The sequence below is a fragment of the Enterococcus sp. LJL51 genome, assembly GCF_054871795.1.
The window spans coordinates 42,907-57,602 of the sequence record NZ_JBTXLW010000014.1; the positions used below are offsets into that span (position 1 = coordinate 42,907).

Annotated in this window: 16 protein-coding genes; all 16 read right to left on the minus strand. The window is 32.9% G+C overall.

Annotated features, from left to right (window positions below):
- The 16 genes from ACYSNQ_RS12870 to ACYSNQ_RS12945 all read right to left on the minus strand — a co-directional run bounded on the left by ACYSNQ_RS12870 (window position 1) and on the right by ACYSNQ_RS12945 (window position 14,689).
- Entirely contained in the window at window positions 1-1,071 is a 1,071-nt protein-coding gene (locus tag ACYSNQ_RS12870; RefSeq protein ID WP_426083976.1) for a phage tail tip lysozyme, read from the minus strand.
- 43 nt (window positions 1,072-1,114) lie between these two features.
- A complete protein-coding gene (locus tag ACYSNQ_RS12875) occupies window positions 1,115-2,929 on the minus strand; it encodes a hypothetical protein (RefSeq protein WP_426083977.1) in 1,815 nt (604 codons plus the stop codon).
- Window positions 2,930-2,943: 14 nt separating this feature from the next.
- Window positions 2,944-5,445 (minus strand): ATP-binding protein, encoded by a 2,502-nt coding sequence (locus tag ACYSNQ_RS12880; RefSeq protein WP_426083978.1) that lies wholly within the window; start codon window positions 5,443-5,445, stop codon window positions 2,944-2,946.
- Between the two features lie 15 nt (window positions 5,446-5,460).
- A complete protein-coding gene (locus ACYSNQ_RS12885) occupies window positions 5,461-5,850 on the minus strand; it encodes a conjugal transfer protein (protein ID WP_426083979.1) in 390 nt (129 codons plus the stop codon).
- 13 nt (window positions 5,851-5,863) lie between these two features.
- A complete protein-coding gene (locus ACYSNQ_RS12890) occupies window positions 5,864-6,091 on the minus strand; it encodes a hypothetical protein (protein WP_426083980.1) in 228 nt (75 codons plus the stop codon).
- A 2-nt stretch (window positions 6,092-6,093) separates the two neighbouring features.
- Window positions 6,094-7,062, minus strand: coding sequence for a conjugal transfer protein (locus ACYSNQ_RS12895; RefSeq protein ID WP_426083981.1), 969 nt, complete (start codon window positions 7,060-7,062; stop codon window positions 6,094-6,096).
- Window positions 6,980-7,321, minus strand: a complete 342-nt coding sequence (locus ACYSNQ_RS12900; protein ID WP_426083982.1) for a hypothetical protein — start codon at window positions 7,319-7,321, stop codon at window positions 6,980-6,982. The genes ACYSNQ_RS12895 and ACYSNQ_RS12900 overlap by 83 nt, the downstream gene beginning before the upstream one ends.
- 55 nt (window positions 7,322-7,376) lie before the next feature.
- Window positions 7,377-7,871 (minus strand): hypothetical protein, encoded by a 495-nt coding sequence (locus ACYSNQ_RS12905; protein ID WP_426083983.1) that lies wholly within the window; start codon window positions 7,869-7,871, stop codon window positions 7,377-7,379.
- Window positions 7,872-7,924: 53 nt separating this feature from the next.
- Window positions 7,925-9,028, minus strand: coding sequence for a hypothetical protein (locus ACYSNQ_RS12910; protein ID WP_426083984.1), 1,104 nt, complete (start codon window positions 9,026-9,028; stop codon window positions 7,925-7,927).
- A gap of 11 nt (window positions 9,029-9,039) precedes the next feature.
- Window positions 9,040-9,300 (minus strand): hypothetical protein, encoded by a 261-nt coding sequence (locus ACYSNQ_RS12915; RefSeq protein WP_426083985.1) that lies wholly within the window; start codon window positions 9,298-9,300, stop codon window positions 9,040-9,042.
- A gap of 7 nt (window positions 9,301-9,307) precedes the next feature.
- Complete coding sequence (locus ACYSNQ_RS12920) at window positions 9,308-9,799, minus strand: hypothetical protein (RefSeq protein WP_426083986.1); 492 nt, start codon at window positions 9,797-9,799, stop codon at window positions 9,308-9,310.
- Between the two features lie 11 nt (window positions 9,800-9,810).
- Complete coding sequence (locus ACYSNQ_RS12925; protein WP_426083987.1) at window positions 9,811-11,031, minus strand: replication initiation factor domain-containing protein; 1,221 nt, start codon at window positions 11,029-11,031, stop codon at window positions 9,811-9,813.
- Window positions 11,032-11,312: 281 nt separating this feature from the next.
- The gene (locus tag ACYSNQ_RS12930; RefSeq protein ID WP_426083988.1) at window positions 11,313-12,035 is read right to left on the minus strand and encodes a DUF2786 domain-containing protein; all 723 of its coding nucleotides are present in this window, start codon (window positions 12,033-12,035) and stop codon (window positions 11,313-11,315) included.
- A 47-nt stretch (window positions 12,036-12,082) separates the two neighbouring features.
- Entirely contained in the window at window positions 12,083-12,391 is a 309-nt protein-coding gene (locus tag ACYSNQ_RS12935; protein ID WP_426083989.1) for a hypothetical protein, read from the minus strand.
- Window positions 12,391-13,974 carry an FtsK/SpoIIIE domain-containing protein gene (locus ACYSNQ_RS12940; RefSeq protein ID WP_426083990.1) on the minus strand — a complete coding sequence of 528 codons (1,584 nt, stop codon included), beginning with the start codon at window positions 13,972-13,974 and terminating at the stop codon, window positions 12,391-12,393. Before ACYSNQ_RS12940 ends, ACYSNQ_RS12935 begins: the two co-directional genes overlap by 1 nt.
- A complete protein-coding gene (locus tag ACYSNQ_RS12945; RefSeq protein ID WP_426083991.1) occupies window positions 13,967-14,689 on the minus strand; it encodes a DUF3850 domain-containing protein in 723 nt (240 codons plus the stop codon). The genes ACYSNQ_RS12940 and ACYSNQ_RS12945 overlap by 8 nt, the downstream gene beginning before the upstream one ends.
- Window positions 14,690-14,696: the final 7 nt, after the last annotated feature.

The window sequence follows — 14,696 nt, forward strand, 5'->3', positions numbered from 1 at the left end:
TTATTTTTTTCTGATTACACTTGCAACACTTGTATACTCTTTTCCCCAAGTCCGAGAATATTTTGCACAAATTCTTCCTTGTTCAGCATTTTGTTCATAAATCGTATACCTATTTTCTCCCTCAACACTTGTCACAATGCCAGTGTGCCCATAAACGCTTGAAGCATACCCACCTTGATTAAAGTTAATTATATCACCTGCTCTAACATCTGAATAGTTAGGATTATGAATAACTTGCCAGCCATTTTGTTCCCAATAAAATGCTTTTCCAATCAAAGCAGCACTTATTGTATCTGCTCCAGAAATATTACCAGACATACTTATCGAACTTCCAGCCCCTAAATGAATTTTAGTATCAAAACTATCTACATAGTAGGATGTTAGACCGTAGCATTCACCATTGTATACACCTTGACCCATCTTAGCTTCCAGAATATCTATCTTTCCACCACCAATGTTTGCGGAGCCATTACCTAAGCTGCCTTTTGCTAGACGATTGTACCAGTTGTTAGCACTTGTCTTCCTTCTACTTTGTTCTATTGGATCGTTTTTCGTACCTGCTCTTTCCCACTTTATCAATATGTCCACTGCTATTTTATTCAAATCTTGTTGGGTAGACATTGACTTTAATAATGTACTGTCCGAACCATCATGATTCCATGCAAATTCCATTTGATACTCAACACTTTTCCAATCTTTTTTCATTTCTTTTGCTTTATTCAGCATGTTCACTCTACGTTCTCTATCCCATTGAGGCAAACCAAAAGCATAACCTCCAATCGAAGGATCGTGCGCCCATAGCTCATTGAATGATAAGTCGCTTTGAATGCGGCTAGGAATAAGCCCGCTTTCATGTTCTATATTCCCAATCCATGCACATGCAAATTCTTTTGTACCACCATTTTTTAACACAAAATTATATATGTCTAAAGCAACTTTTTCTATTTCATTTTCAGGTGAAAAACCTTCAGTATTTCCTGTTTCTACATCCACAAGCATTGTGATAATCATAAACAAAAATAAAATTGTTATCGTCAAAGGTAGAAATAAAAGTAAAATAATTTTCTTCATTGCTTCACCTCAACAAAAAAAGACTAGTATAAACTAGCCTTTCTTAGATTTCTTCACTACTAATTGTATTATCAAAAATATTATCTAACTCCTTATACTCATTATTGTATGCCTGCTGATTCGAAAAATTCAGTATTGTTTCGTCATTGTTATCGAAGAATACTTGTTCATCCTTATTAGCTAAATCTTCTAAGTTTTCAACATGAACACGTAATTCCTCCATATCTGTATTCTCAGATAATTCCTTCAACGCTTTCACTACTTTTTCTTCATCATCAACCCCTAAAACAACCCCTTTGTCAATCAAACTATTATCTGTAGTTTCACTTTCTTTTTCTTCAAGGATATCTGTTTTTTCATCAAAACTGGTGTCAGGAACTGTAGAATCATTTTCTTTATTTTTAGATTCATCATCATTCCCGCTCATCCAATTTTTCACACCTTCTTTAAAACCAACAAAACTATTGTCTTCATCCATAAAGTGTTCTTTTCCTAGATTTATAGCCTTGTCAGCTTTAGGAGCAATAGACGAAGCCCCATTAGCTACCATTGCCATATTTCCAGTATAAACACCTGCCGCTACCTGTACAGCACCCATGCCAACTTCTCCAGCACGTTCTTTCATCTCCGTTGTCTTTTCATTTACTAGTTTTTCAACAGCTGGCATTTCAAGTTGCCCATCACTAAAATAACTTAAAATTTTATATCTATTCTTCCACAATTTTTTTAGGAAAACGACTTTGATTATTACTAGAATTATGGTTATTGCTAACACACTTATTCCACCACTCAGAACAGCAATAAGAGTGTTATCTACTTTACTAATAACACCCATAAACGCCTGATCTATTAGTGAGTTTATCCAAAAGTACACTGCTAAAAACACACCAAAAATTACTGGTACAAACAACAATCCCATTAACATTTTTAGAAACTTAAATAGAATCATCTGACATTTAGGGAAAAAGGAAGCAAATAGTATCACTGGAAAAATGATAATTAGTAAATTCACTATTATTTGAACAACAGTTACCATTGCGTTGACGTATAAAACTGGAGTACCAGTTATTCCTAAATTCGTTCCACCGACAATAATTGCAAATGTTTTCTCCATCATTTTGTCTCCACTTTGAACCATATAAGGATTATCTTTTGAAATCTCGTTAACGTAATCTGTACGTTTCTTAATAAAATCCTTCTTTTCTTTTTCATCAAGACCGATAGGCATTAGCATTTTTTTATCATCCAGCTTTTCACCATTAGGTAATTTTCCGTCTAATGATCCAGTATTCACATAATAAAACGTCTGTTTAACAGTTGCATCGAATAGCTTACTTGAACTACCATTTCCTGCTAGGGAGCTAGTCGCATTATCTACTTTCCCCTTAATTCCGTTTGAAATAGAGGTAACTGATTCTACTAAAAATAATGCACCGCTTTTCGTTCCCTTGCCTTCATCAGTGGAAAAATTTATACTTCCAAACCAAAAAACAAACAAGCTCATTACTGCTAAATAATGCAACAAAACTTTAGAAAATCTTCTTTGATTAGCAAAGAAATTAAAAAGTAAATAATATGCACTTATAAGCACCACTAACGCCAGCAAGCTACCTTTTGCTATACTTGTTCCGCCTAATCCTCTTAAAATATTAACTGAGGTTGTATAGGCTTCTGCTTGTTTATCAATAAAGAAACTCGACTGATCTAGCAAATCTTCACATATTAAAAAAAATGAAGAAACTAATCGTAAAATAAAAAAAGGAGCGTCTACAAATAAAAAATTTAGAAATTGCCAGCCTTTTTCAAGAATTCCGCTGTCAGCAAAATATGGAGCATAACTATCAATAAGATAATCCATAATATTCTCCTCCTTTATGCTACAAACTGATTTTCCATGACAGAAGCCTCGGTATCATCGACTGTTTCAAAAAGAGGTAACCATTCCTCAAAAATTATGTGAATGACAATTCGATTTACTTGATTAAACATATCTCTAAACAAACACTGACCTTGCACCATGTTAGATACCCATTTTAGATTAAGTTCGTTTACAGGAAGATTTAAGTATTTCAAAATCCCTTCCCGATTATTTTCTTCATCGAAGCAGAACACCATTCCAAAACCTGTTCCGTCTTCATCATCCTCCAAATCATTCACAGATTGCGTGATAAGTACCATGAAGTTATTTTGAGATCGCCCAACCCTTTTCATTGCTTTTAGAATTGCTTTTCCTTCCGCTGATGATTGGAAAATCCAACTCTCATCGAAAAATACAACAGTCTCTTCCCGAGGATTCCGAGAACCAAACTTACTACAGAACATTCCTAAAGCAAACATCAACGTTACAGATAATCGTTTATTCTCATCTAATTTATCCTTTTTACTCTTAGGTAAATCTAAATCAGCAATTTCCAGAATAGTTACTTTCTTATCAAAAGAAAGTCCTTCAACATCTCCACGAGAAAAAGACAATTCTAAAACAGAACCTTTAATAGTTGAGATAAGGAAGCGCCCCATATCATGAATTGCTTCCACGTTACTATTCACAAGTTCATCGACCACATGCCAGAAACCAACTGTTTCTCCTTTTCTTCGCTGCTCCACAACTTTTGTTATCGCTTCGTTAATCGCTGTTTTTTGTTTTAGATTCCATTCGCCCTCATAGATACTTGTCAACATTGCTTTTGCAGTTGCTATTGCTTCTGTCTCATCAAAAAGAACAATCGGGTCTAAGACACCCTTATTCTTTTTATCTCTAACATCCAAAGTAACAAAATTGAACGATTTAATAAAATCAACTTCTTTTGGATATTTTTTCTGATATTCTTCATCTTGAATCACTTGCATAAAACGTCTACGCATTTCTTTTTTTGGATCAATGTATAGACTACGATCTTTTAATAAAGAGAGTTCCATAAACATTTTTTTTGCAGCAGCGGACTTACCTTCTCCAGTATCTCCAGTAAACGCAACATGTGGATTATTTGTCTTTTTCCCTTTCACATTCTGCTTATTCGATACCAGCATATTTAGATAAGCTATGTTTTTTGAACTGTTTACAATAGATTCACGATCTTCTTTGTCTTCAAGAGTATTATCTACACGTCCCAAATAGAACCCTAGATCTGTTCCACTTTTCAGTGAGGTAAAAAAGTTCAATTCCGCAAAAGCACTTATTGTACTAGTGTGCTGCCACTTATTCTTTTTATTACTAATGAAGTTACCGTATAGAGTAGCTTGAAATAGATAAGGATTATCAAAACTAGCTTTTATTAACGGCATTTTCAAGCCAGCCAATCGATTTAATAAGTATTTTTTTCGTGCTTTCATTTGTTTTTTCGTGCTGCCAGTTACTACAGCATATGCCGACCAATCAATGATTTCCTCTCCATCATCTATTTTCTGATCTAAATCGTCTAAGGATAGTTGCCCCTCAATTATTTTTCTTTTTTGCTTTACTCCAGCAACTTGTGCCTCATTCATAATATTCTTATTTCTTGTCCTAGCACGAGAGCTTCGGCCTGTTAACCCTAACTGACCTCTTCTTTCACTAAAATTAGCTTGTATTTTTATTTCAACAGGAAACGGCATTTTCTGAGCAATTTCAAGTAGATGGTTTCCATCCATATATACACCAAAATCCCCTAAAGGAAGATAAGACACAAAGCTTTCTCCATATTCTGATTTAAAATGTAATCCACCAAAAAACGGCTTTATTATTGTATCCATCAGATTATCTACTGACTGAGCAGTTGTAATATCCTTCTTTTCATGAGGAATGTTTTTCAAAAATTGATATGCCTGATAATAATACAATTCATCTTCTGTTAAACGTTCTACAATTAATTCAGATAGATTCTGATAAACTTCTTGTTCCTGATCTAAATATTTCTTTCCCCAATCATCCTCTATCACAATTTCATAACCTACACCATTTACAAACGTTTCTGTCAAAACATTAAATGCCTGCTTCACTCCTTCTTTCATATCTACAGCAATTTCATTTTTTGTTAATGGAACACCAACGACCCATGTATATTCATAAGTCATTCCCATTTCTTTTTCTAATGCAATTACTGTTTTTTTCAGTTTATCCACTCCAACATCATAATGATCGGGATCGAGCAATGAGCGCATAGCACCCATCCGCCCCCTAATATCGCCATTTACAGGGAGTAAATTAATTTCAAAGCCTTTGTTTGCTGACAATCGTTTTAATGTTCGGGCTACTTTAGACTTCGTTTTTTGCTTTTTTTCTAAATCAGTAAGCATTACTGATTCACTTTTTATTCGATAATATGCAATCGGTATTTTTTCTTGTGACAAAGCAATGTTTCCCATTGTTTCTTCTCTTAATGGATATTCTAACTGCATTGAATCCCTCCTATTTTATCTCCGAAATGTAAATTCCTTTTCTTCACTCACACGTTCAAACCTATAAATTTCCCTATTATCTATCACAAAATCTTTGACATAAACCAAAAAATCTTTAATATAAGCTACTCCGCTTTTTCCATCGATATCTGTTTCAGAATACCAACGTGCTAGACGATGTGGCACATATATAAAAACCATCAAATTTAAATCAACATCCAAAATTACTGGCAGCCTAAAAAATTGACCAATAACAAAAAATAATACCCAACCAGCAAACATAACTAAAAAATAGGATAGGCTAATCGACTGGGAAAACACCCAAATGACCTTCCCTTTTGGGCTTTTTATCACTTGAATAGAATAAGGGGCTTTTAAGCCCCTACTATAATCGTAATATTTCATATTTTAATTCTCCTCAACTAAAATTAATCCCAAACAAACTAGCTACCCATTTCATAAAACCAAACGTAGTTCTCCCTTGATTCACTGCGAAATCCCGAATTATCAAAGCAATAAAAACAGTTGAAACAATTTTCAACCACTCAGCACCCTTCCAATGTTTCAAAATTAAGACAATTACTCCTAATGCCAGAAACGTAATAAAACCTGTTGCTAAAAAATTATCTAATCCATTTGTACTCAAATTTATTCCCCACTTTCAGTAAAGTAATGTTTTAATGTATTTATAAAATATGAATTTTCAGTCTTCGTAATCCACAAACTGAAATTCTCAGTTCTTAAGATTTTGGTTTCCTTATCTTCAAACACAACCGAGAGCTGCACTCCCATATTTTCTTTTTCTGTATTGAAATATTGAATTGAACCTTTTTCTATTTCTTTAAATCGCTCATTATTTCCCAAAAATTCTGGTTCTTTCATCAACACTAATAGCTCTTCTTTATTATTTTCAGCATACTTAGTAAAGAAGAGTTGTAAGAATTTTTCAATCGATTCCTTATCCTTAGAATCAATTTCCAAAGATTTTTCTACTTGCGATAATGCTTTTGTTCTGCCTTGTGGGATTCCTTCTGAAATCACATAAGGACGTGAAACTAAAGAATAAAGATTATCTTTCGTTTGTATCGGCAGTACAATTTTTTCACTTCTATCAGCTTTGACATCCTTAGTTGAAACGTGATACGACACCTGCATTGTTACTAAAAAACATTCAGCTGTTTCATTCACATTAATAACTTCTGAACTTTTCAATGTTCTAACAAGTTTTTCAGGTTGTTTTTCATCTAATTGTTCGACATCAAAAGAAAGATAGTCTGCTAATTTTTTCAAACGTTGTTCCTGCTCCTCTTCCTTTTTTTCAGAATCAATAGTGATATATTCATTCATAAAGTTTGTTGCATAATAAGACAACATAGGAAGATTAATCGATTCCTTTTCACTGATTTTATTTTTATCATTACCTAGATTTTCAATCTTCGAATAAACATTATTCATATTGCTTGATAGCACATTTGAACGAATTGTCCCTATCGTAGAAAACAGAAGTAATACTCCAGCAAAAACCGCTAACGCTTTATTCGCCTTTTTTTGCGATACTAAACGAACTTTTGGCATTTTTTCCTTTTTTTCCTTTTTCTTTATCTTTTTTAAATCCACCTTCAAACCTCCTTTGATTTAAAGTTTTTAAATAATGCCTTTTAACATCGGCTATTGGAGAATAGATCATATAGTATGACCAAAACACTAGTAACAAAGAATTAGTTAATGTGAAAAACCAATCTTTGCTCATCAGAATCCACATCATACATATAACCCCAAATCCAAAAATGCTAATAGGAATCCAAATCAGAAATATTAGCAGCAAGAACAATCTAAATATTTCTTGATACTTGTTTGTTTCTTTTTTTGTATCCATCTTTCCTCCTAATAAAATAAAAGGACTGGTTTACAGCCCTTTTACCTTGTTTTTTTTAAAATATTCCTAATGATTTTATTTCATCAGATTTCCGCTCTTCTAAAGCTCTTTCGGTGAGACTTTCTAAATTTCCATAACCATTAAATCTAATATATTCATCCGACCAATGCACTCTTCCAAAAAAGGTCGCACGTGCCGCCTCATATGGGCTAGTAAAACGCTCATTATAGAAACTCTCATCAAAATCATAAACATCCAGCTCGATATCGAAATATACAGTCTCTTTAATATGTTTGAGTTTATCTATGATTTCTAATACACCATATTCTCCACTCCATAATCCTGAGTAATTATCAACATCAAAAACTCCTAGTTCCAACTCTTCATATCCATCTGGATTATACTTTTCCAGATATTCTGCATGAATTTTCTCGTAAGAACTAGAAGTTAATTCATCAGCTGAAAAATATCTTCCAATCGCAAAATTATCAGGATAGCTTCCTATAAAAAAGCCATCTCCTTTGACTAAATCCCAAACATCAATCTCCACTATTCCATCCCTCTTCTCTAAAAAATAGCCAAAAATGGGCCCATCTTTTCAATTTATTTTTTTAGATCAAACTCAATTTTTGTATACACAAATCCTTTATCATTATCTGCAACTAATTTTCTATCATGATAATTTTTTAAATAAAACAGCCCTTTTACTTTTTCAAATTTTTCTGCTTTAATAACTACTTCACCAACAGAATTAAAAACTAAATCTACGTCTTGTAAATTTTCACAAATCGCTTCTGCTTTAGATTTAATCAATGACCATTCTTCTATACTAAACATGTCTCCATTTTTATACAGCGGCTCAACGTCCATTTTCAAAGTCTTAATCTCACCATCAACTTCTACATACTTGTACCAGTATTCAGAAAACATTTTTCTATAAGTTTCAGCTAGTTTTTCACTTTTGGCGTATGCAATGATAGTAAAAGGATTTTTCATTTCTAAATAACCATTGCCATATTTTTTAAATTTAGCAGCTAAATCTTTAAGTATCTCCGTTTTTTCTGATCTACTCATCGGAACCTTTACATATTTATCTTTCTTGAATACTAAATTCAATAATGGATATTCCCTTAATTGGTTTTGAATTTTTTTAGTCAAGTCATGAGTTGTTGGATAAATTTCTACCGTCTCAACATCAATCACTTGATATTCCACTCCCCAGCTATTCAAAACCTTGACCAGTTTCTTTTTTTGTCCTAACCGCTCACCACGTTCCGAACCATCCTCAGTAGCCCCCTCATCTCCAGCTGCCTGAATAGCTCCTTTCTCAAAAATCACTTCAACCTTCTCAAATTTCTTTAAATCATTTTTTAGTGCATTTTCGATAGTTGGAGAAGCTGGAAAAATGACGATACGATATTTGAGAATTTTTTTATTTATTCCTACCATCTCGTAAGCAATCCCACCAATATTTAAAATCGTACAAAGGTTGCTTAATTCTTTATCACTCTCCTCCAACTCCTGTAAATACATATGATTAACTTTCAGTTGAACACTTTCTTTATCTGCAACACCTTGAATCCGTTCTAAGTCGTAGCCCACACGTGGTTTAACTTCTATAAAATTTTCTTCCTCAAACATTACAGGCTCACAATCAAGTTCAGTCGCTAAATCAAATATCTTTTTTAATTTTTCATTTTTTGACATGTTTACACTCCTTACAATCTTAATTCTAGTTTAAGTTGCGGATACAGTTGAGATACCCAGGTTTCTTTTAAAAAATCAAATCGGCTTGCTGGCACTTCTCCTTCTTGATAATTCAAAAAGGTATCTCTTCTCATAAAATCAACTACATCGCTTCGCTCATACACTGATTCAAATACATGAAATTCTACATTAGAATCTACATTCTTTATCTTTTGAAAAACACCAAATTTCACTTGTTTTTTTAATTCACAAAAAGGTACACATCCTACCATTTCCGTTTCACCCCATTCTTATATTCAGTTTTTTCATAAAATCATAAGGAATCCTTTTTTCCATATCTCTATACCTAGCTAAAAAAATCCCCCTATTAATCAGATTACTTTCAAACAAAGCGGACATTTCCCAGCCTTGTTTTTTTAAAGTATTTACAAAATATCTATAATTATTTTGCTGCTCTTGAATTTTGGGAACTAGAATATCAAGTGTTTTACAATAAACATAGTTGTAATACCATCCATCCAGCTCTTCTTTTTGATACAAATAAAAATTCCCTTGATCATCGACCAAAGGAATTTTTTCAAAAAATATATCACAATTTTTATCTAACCATGTTTCTACCAGAATTGTTTTTATACCCATATTTTCCGCTGCTTCTACAATCGTTCCATCTCTAATACGATTTCCATATTTCGTATGAAGAAGTACCCAGAAGTCCTCCACATCTTCACCAAATAATTCTGTATGGTTATTAAAATAAAATTGACCAGCCAATCTCAGAATACTCATTCATTCAACCCCTTATCCTCAATCATTCGTTCATAAAGCACTTGCTTCTTTTGTTTTTCTGATAGTTCAACATTATCCAATGCTTTAAATAGCCATTTTCGAAATCGATCTTTACCAAAAACAAGCTCAATCATTCTCAAAGTTGGTATGACTTGTAATTCTATCCAGCGAAGACTTTTTTCTAAACTTGATTCTTCTTGTTTACTATTTATCTTTACTGACTTCCAAGAACCAAAAATTTGATAAAATTCTTCATAATAAGTTCGCTCTATACTTCCACTTTCATTAAGTTTCTCATCATAAACTTCAAATTTGGAAAGCAATAAATTAATAGCTATTTCATCCAAATCTTCTCCAGCCAAATAAGAATCAAAAATTTGTTCATTCACATCTTTTCCGAGTTCTAATTCATATCGATTCCAGATACCATATTCCTGCAATACATCATCTACAGTTGTTCGAAGTTTATCAGCTAATTCATATCGCTTTTCATAAAAACGAACGAACATGTTTCCACCACGAGCACCATAGTACAAAGTCAATCCGCCGCTTTCAGCATTAAACTTTTTTTCTTGTTCTCGATAAACCCGAAAATCACTTTGAATTAAATCCCTATCTCTTCTTTTTTTCAATTCATGCAGATTAAAATTTCCATTGATTGGATCATACATCTCATCAATCGCAATATCTGTTCGAGTAGAATGTATTCTTGAATAATATCCACGTGAACTATACCAGTTAGGATTAAGTATCTTTCGAAACCATTCTCTATAATTCAAACCCATTCCTTCTAAATGCTGCTCAAATTCGTATACCCCTTGACCAGTCAAATCAAGCAGTATTCCTTGACGACTATCAGACATTCGATCAAAAATAACAATATGACCACACGAATATTTTCTTTCATAATTATTTTTCCTAGACTGCTCTATAACAAAATACTTAACAGGAATCTTTAATACATGTTCTAAAATTATTTCAATGCTACTATCAAAAAAAGTAAATTTAAGATAATCCCAATGAACATGAAGTTGGTGTCCAAATTTAACAGGCAAACCGATAGCTATTTTTATTTGATTTACCTTTTCCTCAGATAGATTAAATTTTCCTTTTTCACAATCAGATAGAGTGGATTTTGAAACACCAACCTTCTCACTAAATTTTCGTAGGGAATAACCCAATCGCTTACGAACTTTCTTTAATTCTTCACCAGTCAATAATTCACTCCTAACCGATACGGACAAATTTGCTACTTTTGTCCGTATCTTTTAACTACGTCATTTTCGCTTTACCGCAAGCTTTCCAGACGTTTTTTGTTATTCATTTTGGTTTTTCTGCACCCCGTATTACCAAACGGGGTGCTGGGAAAATGTGAGTGGCTCCGCCACTCACATTCACTTCGTGTATCTTGCAAGCAAACTACACGTGCATTTTTCTGTGGCGACAGCTAAAGCTGCCACAAAATACACGTGCAGTTCACATGCAGACACATTCGTGTTCATATCGAAATTGTACTTTTAGTAAAATCAATTTTTTTCCCATCATTGAATCCCTGCTGATAAGCCTGAACCACTTCAACTGGTGGCAAAACCAAATCTAATGGTTTTCCCCATTCGCTAGACATTACTACAAATGATTTTTCTACTTCTTCTGGAATCAATACTAAAACTTCAAATGATTCTCTCAGTATAGCTACTTGTTCATCAAAGCGATCCGATAGACCATTTAAAAAACCTCTGATATAACTAGATTTAATACTTTCTGTCATATACCTACTTCTTGATTCCAATTGTGTTCTATAGTATTCATCAATAAAGATTTTACTATGATATAAAACCACATCATATGCAAGAATATACATTTCTTTTGCAAGCTCCAGGTCTCTACCAAATCCATAAAAAATTATGCGCCGTTTTCTTTGTTTACCAATATATTTACTATTTAAGTAATGTTTAACTCTAAAATTTTTAGCAATAATCCGAGCCAAAGAACGTTCCCACCAATAAAGACGTTTGTATATCGTGACAGATTCTTCATTGATTTCACTCGATTCATTGGAAAGCTCATAATCTTCTACTTCGCTTTTATCAATTTCATATTGAATCATAAGTTTCTGAGCTAAAATAAAAGCAGATTGACTTTCCTCATCATTTTTCTCATCTTTTGCGATAGCCAACAAACCTTTTACTTTTTTGATAATTTTTTTATTGTTCTTTTTCATACTATATTCCTCATAAGCTTTCTTAAAAATGTCATTTCTTCATTTTTTTATCCTCTATTACTTAATGGATATCGTTTATTGTAATCCTCTTCTAACAAAAACAATCTATCAATCGCTTCCGTTAAATTCGCTTCTTGTTGTCTATTTGAATGTAGCTCTTCTAATAAATAAAAATCGTCATCATCAAACATGAGTTGCGGCACCGGATTTCCATGAATAAAATGCGGATTTCTCATATTAATTTTTCGAGAAAATCTAAACTCTGTTCTCTCTTCAATTTTTTTTATCCAGCTACGAAGGGTACGCTCTTTTATTCGCAACTTTTTACAAATTTCTTTGATAGTATAATACTCCATCAAACCACTTCCTTTTGTCTCATCTTCACTTGATCTGTATATGAAAAACCAGCAGCTTCCATGAGTTCTTCTGCTTTTTCATTTTTTTCTTTCGCCTGTTCTAATCTTTGTTCTTCTGATTTTTTAGCAATTTCCTCTTTTTCCGATTCAATAAAATTATCTCCATAAACCTCTTCAAGTATCTCAATATCTTCCTCAGTTACTTCAACATCCGATACATCTGTATAAGGCATTGCAGGCATATTTTTAAAATACTCAACAAAATCAAATTTAGGGTCTACTAGTGGAGAATAAAACTCTTGCGGCACCCCAGCACCTACATCAATATACCCACGTCCATGAACACCATACTTATTTATGAATGATTTATTTTTGTTATCATCACCAAATGTCATAATATAGCCTTGCTCAGATAGCCTTCCCAGTGAAACTTTACACATTAAATTGTCTCTAATTGCTGACCGAATTACATCAGTACCAGCCTTTTGAGTCGCTAAAATAAAAAACACACCAGCTTGACGTGCTTTCAGAACTAAAGGCGATATACTTTCATACAATTTTTCTTCTGTACAGGCGTTCTCATCTCTCCCAAATTTATCCAAAACAGAGATAAAAGCAGCCCATTCATCAACTATAAAAAATTCTGGTTTCATCCCATAATATCTATAATTTTTACCAATGGTGTAATTGGGTTGCTTTTTCATGTATAAAAACCGCTTATCCATTAATTCAACTGCTTCTTGCATTTGCTTAAAAATTTCTTTTTTATCACTTACTACTAAACCCTTAAATGCTTTAAAATTTGCTAAATCCGCCAAATCTGCATTTTTAGGATCAGAAATATGAACACGACCTTCTTTACCTAGCGCAGCAATCAAGGAGTAAATAAAATACGTCTTTCCCCCTCCAGTACCCCCAGTAATCAGCATATGTGGCAAGGAATCGTACTCCCACCATACACCTTTCATAAATTGTACTTTACCGTCTCCAGCAGCAAGCTCTTCAAATTTGATTCGCTTGCTTTGAACATCAATTAAGTAACAAAAGGTTACATACCCTTGCTCACGTTTTACAGCTGTCAAATCAGCTAAATACATATCTTCTAGTGGTCTACCAATTTGTAGAAACTTATCCTGAAATTTATTTCCAATTTTAAAAGTAAATTCATCTGTATCGCCATTCGCTCGATAATAAATCTTCGGAAATTTCCTTACTTCTTTTTGTCCTTTCTCAGTTTTTTTTGTTTTTCTGATAATTAAATCATTATCATCTAAGTATTCAGCAAGCTGTTGTTTTTTATACTGCCTATTAAAAAAACCGCCCCTCAGTTGAGAAGAGCGGATGATATAAAAAGCTAAAAAGATACTACAGCTTATTACAGCAACAGTTATTAGAACTGGTAAAATAAATGGCTGTACCGAAAACGAGCTTTCCATTTTCTCCACCAGAGGATAGGTAACAAAAAAGTGGTACACGCCCAACATAATGAAAAATGGTATACAAATAGCAATCCCATACTTAAAGAGTAATTTTCTATGAAACATTCGTATTCGTTTTCCACGATATACAATTAACTTATTCATAGCATTCTTCCACCATTATCTGTTCATATGAAAAAACAACATTATCATTTTTTTGACTAAAAGGAGTCACATACATAATTTGACCAAAAATAAATCTTCCAGTGAAATTTGTTCCATCAAATTCATGTAATTTTACAAAATCACCCTTCTCAAAATTTCGATCATTCTTTCTAATTTCAAACGGTTTTACTCCTAATAATGCTTCCTTAAAAAATTCTGGTAGTATTTTTAAATCATGGCATTTACTTTTAAAATTTGGGTAAGCATAATCTATATTAGCTTGAATTTCCCTCATGTTTTTCTCCAGCAAAAATTTTCTTCTAATCATAATTTTTTTCAAATCGTTTTCCAAACATATTATTTCCTTTTTTCTTACTATAATATTATTCAGCAACGATTTATCTGAAAAATCAACTAACATACTATTACATACCACCAAAATGAGAGCAGCAACAATCTCACTAGCTAAAAAAGCTGGGTGAAAAAGAAAATAATCCCACTCTCTATAAATCATTAAGCCAACTACAAACATAATAAAACCAGACATTATTACAGGAATCAAATTATACAAACACATATAAATTCTTTTTTTCAGTCCCCCCTTAGCTGCTCTTTCATAAAACCGAAGTCTTTCACATATAATTACTAATTTCCTTTCTGTTTTTAATATCTCCTTTTCTAACATTTTTACTTCCAGCTCCATTTCAACACTCACTGAATCA